At 60.3% G+C, this 18,821-nt stretch carries 11 protein-coding genes; 7 read left to right on the top strand and 4 right to left on the bottom strand.

Annotation, left to right across the window (positions count from 1 at the left end; all coding sequences use genetic code 11):
* Positions 1–38: 38 nt before the first annotated feature.
* Positions 39–1,862 (top strand): PEP-CTERM sorting domain-containing protein, encoded by a 1,824-nt coding sequence (locus ACQK2L_RS12550; RefSeq protein ID WP_425397317.1) that lies wholly within the window; start codon positions 39–41, stop codon positions 1,860–1,862.
* Positions 1,863–1,869: 7 nt separating this feature from the next.
* Positions 1,870–2,292 (top strand): hypothetical protein, encoded by a 423-nt coding sequence (locus ACQK2L_RS12555; RefSeq protein ID WP_425397318.1) that lies wholly within the window; start codon positions 1,870–1,872, stop codon positions 2,290–2,292.
* Between the two features lie 78 nt (positions 2,293–2,370).
* Here the strand turns inward: ACQK2L_RS12555 and ACQK2L_RS12560 are convergent, their stop codons facing one another.
* From ACQK2L_RS12560 to ACQK2L_RS12570, 3 genes are read right to left on the bottom strand one after another with little or no spacing between them, the layout of a single operon-like run.
* On the bottom strand, positions 2,371–5,652 hold the full coding sequence (locus ACQK2L_RS12560; protein ID WP_425397319.1) for an efflux RND transporter permease subunit: 3,282 nt from the start codon (positions 5,650–5,652) through the stop codon (positions 2,371–2,373).
* Complete coding sequence (locus ACQK2L_RS12565; RefSeq protein WP_425397320.1) at positions 5,649–9,041, bottom strand: efflux RND transporter permease subunit; 3,393 nt, start codon at positions 9,039–9,041, stop codon at positions 5,649–5,651. The genes ACQK2L_RS12560 and ACQK2L_RS12565 overlap by 4 nt, the downstream gene beginning before the upstream one ends.
* 51 nt (positions 9,042–9,092) lie before the next feature.
* Positions 9,093–10,337, bottom strand: coding sequence for an efflux RND transporter periplasmic adaptor subunit (locus ACQK2L_RS12570; protein WP_425397321.1), 1,245 nt, complete (start codon positions 10,335–10,337; stop codon positions 9,093–9,095).
* A 257-nt stretch (positions 10,338–10,594) separates the two neighbouring features.
* On the opposite strand from ACQK2L_RS12570, the gene ACQK2L_RS12575 reads away from it, so the two are divergent.
* Complete coding sequence (locus ACQK2L_RS12575; RefSeq protein ID WP_425397322.1) at positions 10,595–12,220, top strand: efflux transporter outer membrane subunit; 1,626 nt, start codon at positions 10,595–10,597, stop codon at positions 12,218–12,220.
* Positions 12,221–12,230: 10 nt separating this feature from the next.
* Here the strand turns inward: ACQK2L_RS12575 and ACQK2L_RS12580 are convergent, their stop codons facing one another.
* On the bottom strand, positions 12,231–13,775 hold the full coding sequence (locus ACQK2L_RS12580) for a class I adenylate-forming enzyme family protein (protein ID WP_425397323.1): 1,545 nt from the start codon (positions 13,773–13,775) through the stop codon (positions 12,231–12,233).
* A 215-nt stretch (positions 13,776–13,990) separates the two neighbouring features.
* Here ACQK2L_RS12580 and ACQK2L_RS12585 point away from each other — a divergent pair, with 215 nt between their 5' ends.
* Genes ACQK2L_RS12585 through ACQK2L_RS12600 form a run of 4 tightly spaced genes read left to right on the top strand, consistent with a single transcriptional unit; the run spans position 13,991 to position 18,819 of the window.
* Positions 13,991–15,238, top strand: a complete 1,248-nt coding sequence (locus tag ACQK2L_RS12585; protein WP_425397324.1) for a hypothetical protein — start codon at positions 13,991–13,993, stop codon at positions 15,236–15,238.
* A gap of 25 nt (positions 15,239–15,263) precedes the next feature.
* Positions 15,264–15,413, top strand: coding sequence for a hypothetical protein (locus ACQK2L_RS12590; RefSeq protein ID WP_425397325.1), 150 nt, complete (start codon positions 15,264–15,266; stop codon positions 15,411–15,413).
* Positions 15,414–15,431: 18 nt separating this feature from the next.
* Positions 15,432–17,081, top strand: coding sequence for an NAD-dependent malic enzyme (locus ACQK2L_RS12595; RefSeq protein ID WP_425397326.1), 1,650 nt, complete (start codon positions 15,432–15,434; stop codon positions 17,079–17,081).
* A gap of 46 nt (positions 17,082–17,127) precedes the next feature.
* On the top strand, positions 17,128–18,819 hold the full coding sequence (locus ACQK2L_RS12600) for a thiamine pyrophosphate-binding protein (protein ID WP_425397327.1): 1,692 nt from the start codon (positions 17,128–17,130) through the stop codon (positions 18,817–18,819).
* Positions 18,820–18,821: the final 2 nt, after the last annotated feature.

Consider the following 18,821-nt stretch of genomic DNA (forward strand, 5'->3'; position numbering starts at 1 on the left):
CTTCAGTGCATCCTCTTCTTGTTCATTGCAGGCCTCCCATGTTTTCGACTCGACATCCACGACGTTCCTACTCAACACTGCTCTGTTCTCTTTCGGTGGTGCTGGCCATCGCGGTTGGCGGCTTGGCGACGGCCAGCGTCAATCTCGATGCCGACAATTTCACGCCCGGCGCGACGGTGAATTTTGAAGACCCGACCATTTGGGACCCCACGACCTACGACTCACCTCCAGCTCCAGGCCCGGAAACTGCACCCCCGGGGCCGGATAGCATCTTCTTCATGGAAGACGTCGACGTGACCGTCATCCTGAACGACGCCCGTACGGGATTGGATGGTACCTTGGAACTAGGCACCTTTGCCTTGGGCGGCGACGTGGAATCGATGGGGAACGAGACTCAGACCCTCGTTATTCGCAACGACGTAACACTCTCTGGGCACGAACGCAATGGTACAGGCGGGATCAACATTGACTTCAGCCAGCCGGACACATTCAAGCACCGCGCGGTGCGTATCGGCCGCGAAAACTCCCTGCCAAATCTGACTTCGAGTGCAACGGTAAACGATTTCCCGTGGGGAATCATCCTGCATCAAGCCGGAACGTTTACCTACGACGACACGCACGTCACCACCGAGAACGCCAACCTGGAGTTCTCACGAGACAAAACAAACTCCGGCGGTTCGCTGTACGAGATCAGCGGCTCCGCCACCCTCAGCCTGGCCGGCAACGTTCGCATGAGCGACCGCGAACCGGTCGACAGTTCCAACACACTTCGCAACTCGCCAGGTTCCATTTTCCGCGTTCGTGGCGGGAGTGCTTCGGTGGAGATTGGCGACGAGTTCATTGTCGATAGCAATATGGGACTGTGGTCCATCGAAACGATCGGCGCCGGCGATCCCGATGGGCTGCGAGAAGGCTCCAAGCGGTTTGGGTTGGGCAAGTCGGTCGTGGAGTTCGTGGTTGGTAACGATGGACTGAATCCGATCGTTGTGAACGACGAGTTGTTCATCGGCGATTTGAACGAGGCCAACCCCAGCGTCCCGAAGTCGGGTGAGATTGGCATTGGCTTCTTGCGGATGAAACTTTCCGAGCCGCTGATGGACGACGGGGCCGCTGAAGAACTCGTGTTGTTCCGTGCTGATCGGCTGGGCTCGGGTATTGATCTTGGTGGGGTGAGCGAAGTGGAGAACGGGCGGTTCTTCGATCCCGACAGGATTGGTTTCAGCGAAAACAACGTCGACTTGATTCCTCATGCACCGCTACTCGACGGTCGTCAGGTGATAGCCGACTACGCTGGTGCGACCTACGAGTGGACCATTACCTACAACGATAGCCCCATGGACGGGACTTTGACCGACACGGTTGTGTTGAGCGACCTGACCATCACCGGCACGCCTGGCGACTTGAACGGCGATACGATGCTCACCGATGCCGACCGCACAGCGCTGCAGATGGCGATCGCATCCCCGCCGGCGATCAACATTGGCGATCCCCAAAACCTGTACGATCTGAATGCCGACGACATGGTGGACAATTTGGATTTGGAATTGTTCAACACCATGTTCCTCGCACCGACGGGACTGCCTGGCGACTACAACGACGACGGAGTGGTCAATCTGGCCGACTACGCCGTCTGGCGCAACAACCTTGGCGCCCCCGACACCGTGCTGCCCGACGGTAGCACCGAGGACGGGTCGGGCATCGTCGATGCCGGTGACTACATGACCTGGAAGGACAACTTCGGCAACTCGGCCGGCGCCGCCGCCATTGGTGCAGCCAACGTGCCGGAACCTGGTTCGTGGGTCCTGCTAGGCCTTCTCGGCATGACGATGGCCACTTGCTTGCGAAAGCGCCAAGCACCATAGTGGCTGGATGCGGTTTGGACTGAAAACGCTGTTGTGGATCACCACCGGGGTGGCGTTGGTCATCGGTTCGATCGCGGCGTACCGCGTCTATCCCTATCAGGCGGTCGGGGCAAACGTCCACGTGGCGAATCGCGTGTTGTGGGACGACCTTCGACTTCCCCCTTCTGCGAGTGACGTAACCTTCTACGTGGATCGATACGGTTGCGAAGCGGAGTTTGCGATCTCGGAGTCCGAGTTCCTCAAGTGGTGCCGCCATCGGGGGTGGCACACGTCCGAAATAGCAGCTCCGGTCCCTTACTTCCAGCCGGTGTGCTTGCCCGACGACAACCGCCCCGTTGAAGACGGGTATCTGTTTGAGATTCCCGATGGCCGAGGCGTCTACGATAGATCTCGCTCGCGCGCGGCATACTGGGCATCGATCTTTCCATAGCTGCGAGCGCCGGGCGACGGTCCTCAAGCGGCAACTCTGAGTGGATTGTGGGGAAGGAGGCCCTTGGACCTTGCGCCCTTAATCGCGTTGCTTCTTGCCCGCGAAGGTCATGATGGAGAAGTAGAACACCGGCGTAAGGAAGATGCCGAACAGGGTGACGCCCAGCATGCCGTAGAAGACGGCCGTGCCGAGCATGTATCGCATTTCGGCGCCCGCTCCGCTGGCGAGCACCAGTGGCACGACGCCCAGGATGAACGCGAACGAGGTCATCAGGATCGGCCGCAATCGCAGGTGACACGCGTCGAGCGTCGCCTGGCGGCATGTCGCACCTTGCGACTGTTGCTGTCGAGCGAATTCCACGATCAAGATGGCGTTCTTGCTGGCGAGGCCCACCAGCACGACAAATCCGATCTGCGTGAAGATGTTCACGTCCAATCGCTCGAACAGCACTCCCGCCACCGAACTCAACAAGCACATCGGCACCACCAGGATCACCGCTAGCGGCAAGAGCCAGCTTTCGTACAAGGCGGCGAGCACCAGGAACACGAACACCACGGCCAACGCGAACACGTACATCGCGGTGTTGCCAGCCTGGAGCTGCATGTAAATCATATCGGTCCATTGGTACGCCATTTGTCCCGGCAACTGCTGCTCGGCGAGGTGCTCCATGGTTTCGATTCCCTCGCCCGAGCTGGTGCCAGGGGCGAAGTCGCCATACACGGCAGCGGCCGAGTAGGTGTTGTATCGCTGCAGCATCACCGGCCCACTCACGCGGCGGATGTCCAGCAATGTCGCCAGCGGCACCATGTCGGACTCGCGATTCTTCACCTTGAGTAGCTGAATGTCGTTCAGGTGGTTGCGATACTCCGACTCGGCCATCACATTTACCTGCCACGAGCGGCCAAACTCGTTGAAGTCGTTCACGTAGTACGACCCAATGTTGTACTGCAGAACGCTGAACACATCGGAGACGTTCACGCCGAGCGATTCGCATTTGTCGCGATCGATGTCCAAGTAAACCCAAGGCGTATCGGCCCGCACGCCGGTGAACAGTCCCGTGAGGCCCGCCGTGTGGTTGCCTTGTTCGATCAGTTCGGTAGCGGCCCGATCGAGCGCGGCTTCGCCCTGGTAGCCACGGTCTTCGAGCATCATGGTAAAGCCACCCGCGACGCCCAGACCGTCGACCGGCGGGGCTTCGAACACCGATACCATCGCGCCGCTGATCTGCTGACGGAAATCGTTGGTGAGCTTGCGGGCGATGGCGCTCGACGCGAGTTCCTTCGAGTCGCGATCGTGAAACGGCTCGAGCATCACGTACATCGAGCCAAAGTTCGACGCGTTGGCGTTCAGCACAATCGACTGGCCCGAGATGCCCACGGTGTGGGCGACACCGTCCGTGTTACGGGCGATCTCTTCGATCTGGGCGGTGACTTGCTCGGTCCGTTGGAGCGAAGCGGCGTCGGGCAGTTGCACGTTCAACAGCAGGTAGCCCTTGTCCTGCTGCGGAACAAACCCCGTGGGCGCGTGGTCGAAGCTGTAATAGGTCAAATAGAGCAGCCCGACGTACAGCACCAAAACGATCACGCTGGTTCGCAGCAAAATGCCGGTGAGCCACGTGTAGCCCTTGTTGCTTGCGTCGAACGAGAGGTTGAACAGCTTGAAGAACCAGCCGAACACTCCGTTGAGGCAGCGGGTGAGGATGTCGGGCTTGGCGTCGCGCGGCTTGAGCAATAGCGCGGCCAGCGCCGGGCTAAGCGTGAGCGAGTTGAACGCCGAGATGATGGTTGACACGGCGATCGTGATGCCAAACTGCCGGAAGAACTCGCCGGTGATGCCGGCGATAAACGCACAAGGCAGAAACACTGCCGCCAGCACCAGCGCCACCGCGACGACCGGCCCGGTAACTTCCTGCATCGCTTTGATGGCGGCCGACTTGGGCGACTCCCCTTTTTCGAGCCACCGCTCCACGTTCTCTACCACCACGATGGCGTCGTCCACCACAATGCCGATCGCCAGCACGAGGCCAAACAGCGACAGGTTGTTCAAACTGAACCCCAGGGCGGCCATCACGGCAAACGTACCGATCACGGCCACCGGAACAGCAATCAGCGGGATAAGCGTGGCTCGCCAGTTCTGCAGGAAGATGAGTACCACCAACCCGACCAGGATCATTGCGTCGCGAAGTGTCTTGAAGACTTCGACGATCGACTCACGAATGAACGGCGTCGTGTCATAGACGATCTTGTAGTCCACCCCAGGCGGGAAGCGTTGGCTTAGCTCCTCCATCTTCGCGTACACCGTGCGGGCGGTGGCGATAGCGTTGGAGCCCGGCAGTTGGAAGATCGACAGCGCCACGGAGGGCTCGCCATCGAGTGTGCAAGTTTGGCTGTATTGCTGCGAACCGAGCTCGACGCGGGCTATGTCGCCCAGGCGGACAATGCTGGTCGCGGGACTCACACCGATGCCAGTGTTCTGGCCAATCCGCGTGTTCAGGTCGCTGGCACGCTGCCCACCGGTGGCGGCACCTGTAGCAGTGTTACTTCGCGCGCCGGCTTGCGTGAGGCCTCCCGTGGTATTGCTCTTCACCACGATCTCTTCGAATTGAGCCACCGTGGTCAATCGGCCGAGCGTGGTGATCGATAGCTGCAACTGTTGCCCCTTGGCAGCGGGCTCGCCACCAATCTCGCCGGCGGTGACCTGGGCGTTCTGGTCTTCGATGGCCTTCACCACGTCTTCGGCCGTCAGGCCCAGTGATGCGAGCTTCTCGGGGTCGAGCCACACTCGCATGCTGTAGTCGCGTTGCCCCATGTAGGTGACGTCGCCCACGCCTTCGAGCCGCGCCAGCTCGTCCTTGATTTGCAGCGTCGCGTAGTTGCTCAGGTAGATGTTGTCGCGCAGCATCTTGCCGGTTTCGGGATCTTTGTCCGAGACCAGATTGATGATCATCAGCGTATTGGGCGACTTCTTCTTCACCGTGATTCCCTGCTGCTGCACGATGGCGGGAATCGTCGGCAGGGCGAGCGACACCCGATTCTGCACCAGCACCTGGTCCATGGTGACGTCGGAGCCCAGCTTGAAAGTGATGGTCAGGGTGTAGGTGCCATCGTTGGTGCAGACGCTCGACATGTACATCATGTCCTCGACGCCGTTCACCTGTTCTTCGATGGCCGTAGCGATTGTGTCGTGCACCACCTGGGCGTTGGCGCCGGGATAGCGGGCCGACACCACGATGGTGGGCGGGGTGATGTTCGGGTACTGCGCGATGGGCAACTGGAACACGGCGATGGCGCCAGCCAGCGTGATGAGGATCGATAACACGGCCGCGAAGATCGGCCGGTTGATGAAGAATTCGGAAATCATTGCGGGCCCTCCGCGATCGCTGGAACCGCTTCGTCGAGACTATCGTCGGGCGCTCTGCGGCGGCTCATCCGCATGGCCGCGGCGCCGGCCACGAGGCCGAAGCCCAGTCCAACCAGCATCGACCACCAGAACGGCATCTCTTTGGTTTGCCAGAGGATGAACCCAAACAACGCACCCAACGTGGGGCCCATCAGCAGGCCCAGGATCTTGCGGACCATTGGGTTGGCCAGCAGACGCGTTTCGCCGAGGCGTTGGATCAAGTAGTAAAACACCGGCGTGAGCACCACACCGAAGATCGTTACGCCGAGCATGCCGCAAAACATGGCAACGCCGAGCGCCCGCCGCATCTCGGCCCCCGCGCCCATCGCGACGATCAGCGGCACCACGCCCAACAGGAACGCGCAAGAGGTCATGATGATCGGGCGGAGTCGAATCTCGGAGGCTTTCACAATGGCGTCGAACAGAGGTTCTCCCTCGTCCTGTAGTTGTTTGGCGAACTCGACAATGAGCACCGCGTTCTTGCAGCTCAGGCCGACCAGCACGACGAATCCAATCTGTGTGAATATGTCGACGTTGAGGAACGGAAACGCCCACACGCCCAGGATCGAGAACAAGAGGCCCAATGGCACGACCATGATAATCGCCAGCGGCAACGCCCAACTTTCGTAGAGGGCCGCCAACACCAGGAACACGAATATCACCGACATGGCGAAGATGTACACCGCGGTGTTGCCCGCCTTCACCTGCATGTAGCTCAAACCGGTCCACTCGAACTGCATCGCGTCCTTGAGCGTTGTCTGCGCCACGTGGTCCACCAGTCGGATCGCATCGCCGGAGCTGACGCCCAGGTTCGCCCGTCCCATGACAGGCGCTGCCTCGTAGATGTTGTATCGGAAGATGATGGGCGGGCCGGTGTAAATGCTATCGGACGTGAATGCCGTGAGCGGCGACATCGACATGCTGGTATTGCGGGCTTTGATCTGCCCGATCTGATCCAGGCGGCTGCGGAAATCACGATCGGCCTGAACGTTCACCTGCCAGCGACGCCCGAACAGGTTGAAGTCGTTCACGTACGCAGAGCCGGTGGTCGACTCCAAGGTGCGCGATACTTCTTGAATCGGGATGCCCATCGCCCTTGCATGCTGGCGGTCGATGTTGAGTTGGATGGAAGGATACTGTGCTTCGCGCAGCGTGAACACGTCGGCCATTTCCTTATTGGCCATTGCAGTAGTGAGCACCTCCTCGGTGGCCTGCTGCAATTCCGCTTGCGGTGCGTTGCCGCGGTTCTCGACCATCAACTCAAACCCGCCCGACACCCCCAGCCCGCTCACCGGCGGCGGAGGCAGCGGCTGCACGATTGCCTCATTCATTCTGGCCGGGTACTCGTTGCGCATTTTCAGCAGCATCACGAGCCCGTTCTTCGAGAGCGAACGCCGCTCTTCGAACGGGTCGAGGATGATGAACAGCGTTCCGTAGTTCGAGCTGTTGGCGTTGATCAGAATTGAGCGGCCCGAGAGCGTGATCACATGCGCCACGCCTGGCGTTTGGAGCAATTGGTCTTTCAACTCGGCAAGCACCACGGACGTACGCTGCATCGAGGCGCCGTCGGGCAGTTGCACGTTGGCCAATAGGTACCCTTTGTCCTGCAGCGGGATGAAGCCCTTGGGGGCGTTCTTGAACGACCAACCGGTGAGGCAGAGCAACCCGACGTACAGCACGATTGCTGTGACGCTCATGCGAACGAAACGCTTGACGCAGGCAACGTAGGTGGTCTGCAGAAAGTGAAAGCTGCGGTTGAACAGTCCAAATAGCCAGCCCATGCAGAATTGGATGATGCGGCCGAGGATGTCTTGCTTCGCGCCCTGCGGTTTGAGCAGCCGCGCCGCGAGCACTGGGCTGAGCGTCAGCGAGTTGAACGCCGAGAAGGCCGTGGAGACCGCGATGGTGACCGCGAACTGCCGAAAGAACTCACCAGTGATGCCGCTGATGAACGCACAAGGCAGAAACACCGCGGCCAGCACCAAGGCCACCGCGACGATCGGCCCGGAGACTTCGTCCATCGCGCGGCAGGCGGCCTCGCGCGGCGAGTGTCCTTCCTCGAGCCAGCGTTGGACATTCTCGACCACGACGATCGCGTCGTCGACCACGATACCAACGGCGAGGACCAAGCCAAACAGCGACAAAGTGTTGAGCGAAAACCCAATCACCGCCATCACGGCGAACGTACCGACGATGGCCACGGGAACTGCCACCAGCGGAATGATCGTGGCTCTCCAGTTCTGCAGGAACAGCAACACGACCAGCGCCACCAGCACGGTCGCTTCGCCGAGGGTATGAAACACGTCGCGAATCGACTCGGCCGTGAACGGCGTGGTGTCGTAGGCGATTGCGTACTCCAGGTCGTCCGGGAACTCAGCCTCGAGTTCCTTCATCTTGGCGCGAATCGCGTTGCCCACCGCCAGGGCATTCGCGCCGGGCAGTTGGTACATGGCCAGTCCCACGGTGGGCATTCCGTCGAGCGTGGAGGACATCCGCATGTTCTGCGCGCCTAGCTCCACTCGCGCAACGTCGCGCAGATGGACCGACCGGGTGGTGGGGCCGAACCGCTCGGAGTCGCTGCCGGTTGTCTTGACGACGATGTCTTCGAACTCTTCGACCGTGCTCAATCGCCCTAAAGCGCTGAGCGTAAGCTGTAGTTGCTGCGAAGCCTCGGCCGGCGAGTCGCCAACTTGGCCCAGGACGGCTTGGATGTTCTGTTTTTCGAGGGCCGACATCACATCGGTGGGCGTCATACCGCGGTACGCGAGCTGGTCGGGTAGCAGCCACACGCGAATGCTGTAGTCGCGTTGGCCGAGGAATGTGATGTCGCCCACGCCTTCGAGCCGTGCCAGCTCGTCGATCACATGCAGCGTGGCGTAGTTGCTCATGTATAGCGTGTCGTAGGTCTCGTGCGGCGAGATCAGATTCACCACCAGCAGGATGTCGGGCGACTTCTTCTGCACCACCACGCCCTGCTTCTGCACGATCTCCGGCAGTTGCGGCATCGCCAGCGACACGCGGTTCTGCACGGTGACCATCGCCTCGTCGATGTCGGTCCCCAGTGCGAAGGTGACCGTCAACATGTAGGTGCCGTCGTTGGCCGACTGCGACGACATGTAGAGCATGCCATCGACACCATTGACCTGCTGCTCGATGGGCGCGGCGATGGTGTCGGCCATCACTCGCGCGCTCGCCCCCGGGTAGCGAGCAATCACCTGGATGGTGGGAGGAGTGATCTCGGGGTACTGCGAGATCGGCAACGTCATCACCGCCAACGCGCCGGCCAGTGTGATCAGAATCGAGATCACACTGGCAAACACAGGGCGGTCGATGAAGTAGCGTGAGATCATCGAATGTAACTTAGGCGGAAACGGGTGTGCTGATGGACGCGGTGCAAGGAGCTACGACCCAGAGCTGGTCGACGAGCCGGCCTCGCCGGGTGAGCCCGCCCTGTCGGGTTGTGGCGTGGGACTCGGTGAAGTGCCGGTCGTGGGCATCGGAGCTTCCTTGAGTTGAGCTTTCTCGCCCGCCTTGGCGAATTGGATGCCGCTGACGATCACACGATCGTCCGGCTCGAGCCCGTTCTTCACGACCCACAGTCCGTCATCGGTCATGCGTCCCAGTTCCACTCGGCGATACTCCACCTTGTCGTCCTCGTCGACCAGATAGACGAACGTCTGTCCCTGATCGTTGGTCACGGCCTTCTCGGCCACCAGCGGAAGTTGCTCCGGCTTGCCGATGGGCAGCTTCACGCGAACAAACATGCCCGGCATCAGGAGCCGCACGTCGTCCTTGCTTGCCGGGTTGTCGAATTGGGCGCGGACCACGATCGTGCCGGTGGACGAATCCACCACGTTGTTGGCGAAGTCGATCACCCCCTTGAGCGGAAAGTCGTCGTTGTCCTGCAGGCCCGCCTCGACGGCCAGCTTCCTGGACCGTGCCGATGGAAGCTCGCCGGCGTACATGGGTCGCATGACTTGCAGCATGGTACGCTCGTCGACGTCGAAGTAGACGTAAATCGGATCCTGCGAAACCACGGTGGTGATCAGCGTTTGGTTCTGAGTAACCAGATTGCCGACGGTCAGGTAGTAGCGACTAACACGACCGTCGATTGGCGAGATGACTTTGGTGAATTCGACGTCGAGCTTGTATTGTTCCAGGTTGGCCTTGGCCGATTGCACGGCTGCGGTGGCCTCCTGCACTTTTGCTACGCGGGTGTCGAGTTCCTGTTGGCTGATCGCTCCAGCGTTCTCCGCCCGAATGGCCTTGGCTCTGTCGTTCTCCTTCTGAGCGAGAACGAGTTGGGCCTCGTTGAGCGCGACCTCCCCTTGCGCTGCGTCGAGCTTGGCCTGGTAGGGGCGCGGATCGATCTGGGCAAGTACCTCACCGGCCTTCACTTTGGCTCCTTCGGTGAATGGAAGCTCGTCGAGGTAGCCGGTTACACGCGCCTGGATGTCGACCGAGGCCACGGCGGCCGTAGTTCCAGTGAAGACGCGGAAGTCGGTCACCTCTCGCACGATGGGGCGACTGACCGTGAAAGTGACCGGCTCAGGCGGGCCCGTCTTCAGCGCGGCAGGGCGACACCCCGCGGTCGAGGCGACTGCCAGCATCGCTATGAACAGAGTGGATATAGAATGACTTCGCATGCGCAGCACACCCGTCTTTGGGGTTAGAGAACGCGAAGATTATAGCCCGAAATCAGCCTGTTTTGTGCGGTTTTCCAGCCCAACGTGCTGCTCGCAAAACGAGTTGGCAGATGATGTAAGAGTTTGCCGGTTGTGACGATCGAACGGGCCGGGTCGAAGCGGCTGTGCGCAACGGGCCGGTTATTCCGATTTCAGCAATTGAAGTAGTTCTACCCCTCAAGCGTTCCAAGGATGCCACGGCGAGCAAGCACCCCCTTATGGCGGCCAAACTCCAGCAAGCAACTACTTCGACACCGCTAGCACGCAAGCTGCTTGCGGTGCTCGTGGCAGTTATGATATCCGGCTGCAGCAGTTTGCCCGACGCGCGGCCGATCGACTGGTGGCGAAACGGTCTGAAGCTTGGCCCCAACTACCGGCGTCCCGCAGCGCCGGTGGCCAGCGATTGGATCGACTACGACGATCCCAAGTTGCTCGTCGATTCGACTGACGTCACCGACTTTGCGTGGTGGCGAACGCTGGGCGACCCGGTGCTCGACGAATTGGTGCAGTCGACCTACTCGCAGAACCTCACACTACGGGCGGCCGGACAACGAGTGCTTCAGGCGCGATACCAGACAGCGATCGCCACCGGAAGCCTGTTTCCCCAGCACCAAAGTTACGATGGTCGGTACACCCGTCTTCAGCGGTCAAGACGTGGCGACCTCACGGGCCTGAACGAGTTGAACAACCGCTTGCCCACGCCCATTCAGATTCCACGCACCTTCGACTCCTGGCAGCATGGCTTCAGCTTGGGGTGGGAACTCGACGTGTGGGGGCGATTCCGTCGGGCGATCGAGGCCAGCGATGCTCGACTCGACGAGTCGGTGAACAACTACGACGCAATTCTCGTGAGCCTGCTGGCCGATACGGCCACGGCATATGTTCAGGTCCGCGAGTATCAAGAGCGTATCCGCCTGGCTCAGCAGAATGTCGAGTTGCAGCAACAGAGCTACGGAATCGCCAAAGCGCGCTTCGATCAGGGGGCCGTTACCGAGTTAGACATCGACCAGGCCACCGCTACGCTGGCCAACACCGAGGCCTTGCTTCCCCAGCTTCGCATACAGCAACGAGTGGCCAGCAACCAGCTGTGCGTGCTGATGGGAATGCCGCCGAGTGACCTGGCGAAGAACATGTCACCCGCACCGATTCCCGATGCGCCGTCGGAGGTGGTGGTCGGCATTCCCGCCGAGTTGATCCGGCGCCGGCCCGACATCCGTGCGGCCGAGCGTCGTGTGGCCGCCGAAAGCGCGCTGATTGGCGTGGCCACCGCCGAACTCTATCCCGCGTTCAGCATTACTGGCACTTTGGGGTGGCACGCCGGCGACTTCGACGATGTGTTCAGCTCTGCGGCCAACTATGGAACCGTCGGGCCGGGCTTTCATTGGGACATCCTGAACTACGGACGCCTGGCGAACAACGTCCGCCTGCAGGAGTCGAAGTATTGCGAACAGGTGGCGCTTTACAAGCAGACCGTGCTCAACGCCAATCAGGAGGCGGAAGACGCCATCGTGTCGTACCTGCAGTCGCAGGAGTTGGTGGCCGCTTTGCAGAAGAGTGTCGATGCTTTGAAGAAGTCGTCCGACGTGGCGGTGATCCAGTATCGCAATGGAAAGGTCGACTACAACCGTGTCGCCACGGTGCAGTCGGAGCTGGTTACCTATCAGGACAACCTCGCCGCAGCCAGGGCGTCGGTGGCGCTCTCCTTGATACAAGTCTACAAGGCACTGGGAGGCGGCTGGCAGATCCGCTGCAGAGCGTTGCCACCGTTGGTGGTTAACTCGGAAACGATGGAAGTCGTTCCCCAGCCGGCTCCGGAAGTGGATTCGGCGGACGCGGTGGAGTAGCGTCGACAAACTAGTGCCCTTCGGCGGCCAATTTCTTGAGGGTCACGCGATCGATCTTGCCGGTGGCATTCAGCGGCATCTCGTCGAGAATCACAATCTCTTCTGGCGCTTTGTAGCCAATTCGCTCTCGGGAGAACTGAATTAACTCGGTCACGGTAGGCATCGCCGCTCTCGGATCGAGTGAGATATACGCTCGCACGTTCTCCCCGTGTACCATATCGTGCACGCCGACCGCTCCTGCGGCGGAAACTGCCGGGTGTTCTTCGAGCGAGGCCTCGACCTCCTGCGGGCAGATGTTCGAACCATCGTGAACGATGATCTGCTTCTTCCGCCCTTCGAACCATAGATAACCGTCTTCGTCCGCATGGGCGATGTCGCCGGTGTCGAGCCATCCGTCGACGATGGTTTCCGCGGTTGCGTCCGGGCGGTTCCAGTAGCCAATGGTGTTGGCCGGCGACTTGATCCAGAGCTTTCCCGGAGTGCCGAACGGAAGTTCGTTGCCCTGTTCATCCCGCACCAACGCCTGGAAGCCCGGCGCGAGACGTCCCATCGATCCGACCTTATTCATGCCGGTACGCGGATTGGCCGTAGCAAGGCCGATCTCGGACATGCCGTAGATTTCGTCGATTTCGATGCCCGCCATGTCGACAAACTCTCGCTCCAACTCCGCCGACACCTTGTCGCCGCCGGCAAAACAGACCCTGAGCGACTGAAAGTGCTCGTGGCTAGCGTCGTGATCGCGCACCAAAGTGAACAAGGCCGCCGGCAACATGCAGAGGATCGTTGGCTTGGCATCCTGCAGGATGGGCAGTATCTCGTGGCCATCAAAAGTGCGCGCCAGGTCGACTCGCACCCCAGCGGCCAAACCGCACAGCGACATTAGCGACGCACCGATGTGCGACAGCGACGATCCCGGTAGGAACACATCGTCGCCTTGCAGCTCGAGACTTTGAATCGCACTGGCGAGCATCCATCCATAGGTTTCCTGTGTATGGGTCACGCCTTTGGGTTTGCCGGTGCTGCCTGATGTGAAATAGATGAACGCAGGCGCTGTTGGAGGAATCTCCGGCAGGTTGGCCGACGTTGGATCCTTGGCGAGCAACTGTTCGTAGCTGGGGGCGCGATCTTGGCCGCCGCCGTACGCGATGGTGCCGAGCCGAAGTTTTGGAGCCAGTTCGCTCTTGGCCAGGTCCGCGTCCCGCTCAACATGCGCCAGCAGGATCGCCGCCTCGCTCACGCCCAGCGCGTGGTCGATCTCCGGCGCCTGATAGCGATAGTTCAGCGGTGTCGCCACCAACCCCGCCCGAAGGCACGCCAGATAGAACACCACCAGCGCCGTGCGGTTGGGCATTAGGCTTGCCACCCGATCGCCCGGCTCGAGACCCAGTTCCAGGAGATTCGCCGCCAGCCGGCTGCTCGATTGGTCGAGTTCGCGCCAAGTCAACGTTTCGTCGGGCGATACCAGCGCAGGGGCGTCGGGATTCGCTTGCAAGCCGCGCGTGAGAATGTCAGCCGCGCGCACAGGCTGATCCAGTGATGGTCCAGTGAGTGCCATTTGAGTTCTCGACTAGTCTGGTAGCTAGGGGCAATGCGGTGTAGCCTACCACAAACTGCGAGCAGACCTACATCGTATTTTGACCGCAACGAATATTGACGCCGCTTGGTCCCCCCAAACTGGCAGTCAATTGTTGACCGCGCTCGTTTAGAAGCGTATGTTCAAGCACCGGTTCATTTCTTCTCTCACTCAACTACTTTCAGCGAGCGATTCTGATGGGTTTCGATCTTCTGACCTACCAGCATGTGGGAGACAAGAAAAACTCAGACTTCTTCGAGGAATATCGGGTCAAGATCTACGAGCGCAGGCTCAGCAGCGGGTTGGATGAACTGCTCGGCAACATGCGTGGCGTCGTGATCCAAGTGGAGACCGGCGACGCGCTTGGGTACCTGGAAGAGCTGTACTTAATGTCTCCCTACCGGTTCGCCGCCGGTTATCGGAGCACAACGCACAATATCTATATACTCGTTTCCGAGGACCGCTTCCCGCGGATCCTCGTCATCGAGCCGCTGGACGCCGACTTCGAAGACGACATCCGCCGACTGAACATGATCTACCCCATGGCCCGCAGCAAGCCCAACGCGCGGTATGTCGGCGAGATCTATCAAACGAAAGATAAGAAGGAGACTTGCAAGGTCCTGGAGTCGCACAATACTCGGTTCGAGTACGAGGGAGATACCGAGAATCCGCTCTACACGCTCGAATCGCTGCTGTTCACCGTGCCATCAGACTTCACCTACAACCGCGTTGGCTACTCCGAGTCGGACTTCGAGGACTACGACTCACTGCAACTCGGAACTCCGTTCACACTGAGCGACGACCAACTCGTGGCCCTTGAAAAACAGAAGCAGGCAGGCGAGGAAGCCGGCATTCAGCCGTTGCTCACAGGCATCGACCACATGGCGACGCGGATCCTGGCCGGCGAACGTGAGGACGCGATCTTGGAGTTCCTCACCCTGTCGAATTATTACTTCTGGGGCGCGTACAACATCCATGAGATGAACTCCTCGACCAACGTGAACCGCAATCACAACGTGCAGGACGACAAAGAGTCGCCGGCCAAGGTGTTCACGGCCAACAACACCCCATCGTTCGTCAACTCGTTCGACAACCTGCCGATGCCCACCGAAGACTTTGTGCGGAATTACGGCCGTCGGATGCACCACATGGCGTATGAAGTTACCGATGGCGACCATCCCAGCGGAATGAAGAACGTCGACTTCGTGGTGGGCGAGCTGCGCACGTTGGGCGTTCCGTTCCTGGCGCACGTGGTGGGCGAGTGCAAGGACGATCCCGATTTGAAGCAAATCTTCTCGAAACACTCCAAGTACTCGATATTGATCACCGAGTACGTCGAGCGGTGCCACAAGTTCAAGGGCTTCTTTACCCGGCAGAACGTGGCGTCACTCACCGAGGCCGCAGGCAAGGACGAACGGTATGTCCACGGCCATGTCTTCGACTAGTTCACACGGAAAGCGAACCAGAGAATTGAACAATAGCATCTTCATTCAACTAGCAGTCTTTGTGCTGGTGCTCGTTGCGCTCAACTTTTTCTTTCACTGGCATATCTCCATTGTCGGCAGCCTGGTGCTGACGATAGTGGTGTCGCTCGTCATGCGAATGATGCAACCTCGATAGCACCAATGGGGCAACCCTATGTCTAATGCAGATGGCAAGACGGGTGTCGAACGGATCGAAGACCCCGTGCTCAATAAAGGTACCGCTTTCACCGAGGCGGAGCGTAAGCAGTTTTGCCTCTCCGGGCTGTTGCCGCCCCACGTGGAAACGCTCGCCGAGCAGGTCGATCGGGCGTATGAGGCTTTCAGTGACGAGCCTTCCGACTTGCACAAACACGTTTTCCTGCGCAGCGTGCAGGACGAAAACGAGACCCTCTTTTACCGCCTGCTGCTGGAGCACGTGGAAGAGATGATGCCACTGGTCTACACTCCGGTGGTAGGCCAGGCGTGCCAGCAGTTCAGCCACATCTACCGCCGCCCGCGAGGCGTGTTCGTCGCCTATCCAAACCGTGATTCGATGGACGAGTTGTTCGCGCACGTCGAGCGCGACATCGACGTGATTGTCGTAACCGACGGCGAGCGAATCCTGGGCCTGGGCGACCAGGGAGCCGGCGGTATGGGCATCCCGATCGGCAAGCTGTCGCTGTATTCGCTCTGTGGCGGCATCCATCCGGCGCGCACCTTGCCGGTGCTAGTCGATTTGGGTACCAACAACGCCGAGCGCATCGACGACCCGCGTTACATCGGCTGGCGTCACGAACGCATCAAGGGCGACGAGTACGACGAGTTTATCGAGAAGTTTGTCCAGGCGGTCATGAAGCGCTTCCCAAAAGTGCTCTTGCAGTGGGAAGATTTTGCCTCGGTCGACGCCGAGCGTATTCTCGACAAGTACCGCGACCGGCTCTGCACGTTCAACGACGACATTCAAGGCACCGCGGCCGTCACGTCCGGCACCATCTGGGCGGCGGTGGAAGCCGCTGGCGGCAAGATCGCCGATCAGCGTTTCGTGATGCTGGGTGCCGGCTCCGCCGGTGTCGGTATCACAGAGCAACTCGTGCGCGCGGTCGTCGCCACTGGCATCAGCGAGCAGGACGCGCGCAAGAAGTTCTACGTGATCGACCGCGACGGGTTGTTGCACACCGGGCGAAGCGATCTGGACGACGTCCACCGCCCGCTCGCGCAGCAGAAGACCGATCTCAGCGGTTGGGACTGCGACCCTTCGTCGCCGATCACCTTGGGCGACGTGGTACGCAACGCCCAACCCACGGTGCTGATCGGCGCCACTGGCCAGACGGGAGCGTTCACCGAGGAGGTCATCCGCGAAATGGCCCGCCACGCGAAGCGGCCCGTGATTTTTCCGCTCTCCAATCCTACCTCGCGCGCCGAAGCCACGCCCACGGATTTGCTTGCATGGACCGACGGACGGGCGGTCATCGCCACGGGCAGTCCCTTCGATCCGGTCGAGTACGACGGCAAGACACATGTCATCGCCCAGTGCAACAACTCCTACATTTTCCCGGCAATGGGCTTGGGGATTTTGGCGGCCTCGGCCACCCGTGTGACCGATAACATGTTCATGGTGGCTGCCAAAGCGCTGAAGGAATGTTCGCCGGCGCTAAGCGATCCAACCGCTTCGCTGTTGCCTCCGCTGCACACGATTCGCGACACGGCCCGTCACATTGGCATTGCCGTGGCGCGGCAGGCGCAACTCGATGGCGTTGCGCCTAAGTGCACCGACGAGCAACTCGAGCAACACATCGCCCAAACCATGTGGACGCCGGCCTACTGAGCGCCGGCGCGAAGATTCGCAACCTGCAGAAACGGATTGAACTGCCATGGCAGACTACGCTTGGACCGTCGGCACCTATCTGGCGACGCGACTCGCCGAACTGGACGTCGCCCACTACTTCACGGTCCCTGGTGACTATAACCTGATCTTGTTGGACGAGTTCCTGAAGGTCGACCAACTGCAAATGGTCTCCTGCTGCAATGAACTGAACGCCGGCTACGCCGCCGATGGCTACGCTCGCGCCACAGGAGGTTTGGCGGCTGTGGTGGTGACCTACAGCGTTGGTGGACTTAGTGCGCTGAACGCCGTGGCCGGCGCGTACGCCGAAGATCTTCCCGTCGTGGCGATATCGGGGGCTCCGAACACCAACTCGACCGCCGAGTACGAGTTCCTGCACCACACGCTGGGTAAAGTCGACTACGACTACGTCCGCGAGATCTTTGATCGTGTCACGGTCGACGCAGTTACCATCCAGCATCCCACCGAAGCGGCCGCGCAGATCGATACAGCCATCGAAAAGGCGCTTAGGCATCGCAAGCCGGTGTACCTGGAAGTGGCGTGCAATATCGCCTCTGCCGCGGTTTCTGCGCCGAATCCACGTGACTTTACGAAGATGATCTCGACCGATCCACAATCGCTCAAAGCCGCCGTGGAGCACGCTGCGCGACTGCTGAACGAGGCGCAGAAGCCGGTCCTACTGGCCGGACCCAACGTGAGGGCTGGCAAAGCCGAGGCCGAGCTTCGCCAACTGACCGACGCAACCGGCTATGCAGTGGCGATAACGCCGGACGCCAAGAGCCTGTTCGACGAGACGCATCCCAACTACATGGGCATTTACTGGGGCCCAGTCGGCACGCCCGGCTGCAGTTCGGTGGTCGAGTCGGCCGATCGCTGCTTGCTGGTGGGGGCCAAGTTCACGGACTATACCACCACCGGCCACACCACACTTGTTGACCGCCGGAAGTCGATCGACGTACGCCCCCAGCAGGTGATCGTCGCTGGCGAGAGCTACAACGGTGTGTGCATGGCCGATTTTCTCCGCGAACTTTCCGGCGCGCTGACTGCGAACAAGGTCTCGTTGCAGGCGTACGAGCGAATCAAGCAAGACCCGACGCCAGCAAAGATTGGCACTTCCACCGAACCGCTCACCACACGGCAACTGTTCGCACACATCCAGCAGATGTTAACGTCGGAATCGGCCGTCGTTGCCGAGACGGGCGATTCCTGGTTCAACGGCATCAATCTCTCTTTGCCCGAAGGAAGTCGCTTCGAAATTCAGATGCAGTACGGCTCCATTGGCTGGTCGGTCGGTGCCACGCTTGGCTACTGCCTGGGGGCTCCGCAGCGGAAGATCATCACCTGCGTTGGCGACGGATCGTTCCAGCTCACCGCGCAGGAAGTCTCCACCATGTTGCGGTACGATGCCAAGCCGATCGTGTTTCTGATCAACAACGGTGGCTACACCATCGAGGTCGAGATCCACGATGGCCCTTATAACACGATCAACAATTGGCAATACTCGCAACTTGTCGAAGTGTTCAATGGCGAGAACGGCAAAGGGCAGGGGTACCGAGTGACTACCGAGGCCGAGCTGGCCGAAGCGATTGCCAAGGCGGAGCAACACGACGGTTTATCGCTGATCGAAGTGCAGATCGACCGCGACGATTGCAGTAGCAATCTCCTGGAGTGGGGCAGTCACGTGGCCAAGAACAACGGTCGCCCACCACGGTTTCTGTAGAG

This window comes from Aeoliella sp., assembly GCF_965227375.1.
In the GTDB taxonomy this organism is placed as follows: Bacteria; Planctomycetota; Planctomycetia; order Pirellulales; family Lacipirellulaceae; genus Aeoliella.

Excerpts from the sequence above, each read along its gene's own strand:
- ACQK2L_RS12550 (WP_425397317.1), top strand. The coding sequence starts at position 39 with ATGTTTTCGACTCGACATCCACGACGTTCCTACTCAACACTGCTCTGT.
- ACQK2L_RS12555 (WP_425397318.1), top strand. The coding sequence starts at position 1,870 with ATGCGGTTTGGACTGAAAACGCTGTTGTGGATCACCACCGGGGTGGCG.
- ACQK2L_RS12560 (WP_425397319.1), bottom strand. The coding sequence starts at position 5,652 with ATGATTTCCGAATTCTTCATCAACCGGCCGATCTTCGCGGCCGTGTTA.
- ACQK2L_RS12565 (WP_425397320.1), bottom strand. The coding sequence starts at position 9,041 with ATGATCTCACGCTACTTCATCGACCGCCCTGTGTTTGCCAGTGTGATC.
- ACQK2L_RS12570 (WP_425397321.1), bottom strand. The coding sequence starts at position 10,337 with ATGCGAAGTCATTCTATATCCACTCTGTTCATAGCGATGCTGGCAGTC.
- ACQK2L_RS12575 (WP_425397322.1), top strand. The coding sequence starts at position 10,595 with ATGGCGGCCAAACTCCAGCAAGCAACTACTTCGACACCGCTAGCACGC.
- ACQK2L_RS12580 (WP_425397323.1), bottom strand. The coding sequence starts at position 13,775 with ATGGCACTCACTGGACCATCACTGGATCAGCCTGTGCGCGCGGCTGAC.
- ACQK2L_RS12585 (WP_425397324.1), top strand. The coding sequence starts at position 13,991 with ATGGGTTTCGATCTTCTGACCTACCAGCATGTGGGAGACAAGAAAAAC.
- ACQK2L_RS12595 (WP_425397326.1), top strand. The coding sequence starts at position 15,432 with ATGTCTAATGCAGATGGCAAGACGGGTGTCGAACGGATCGAAGACCCC.
- ACQK2L_RS12600 (WP_425397327.1), top strand. The coding sequence starts at position 17,128 with ATGGCAGACTACGCTTGGACCGTCGGCACCTATCTGGCGACGCGACTC.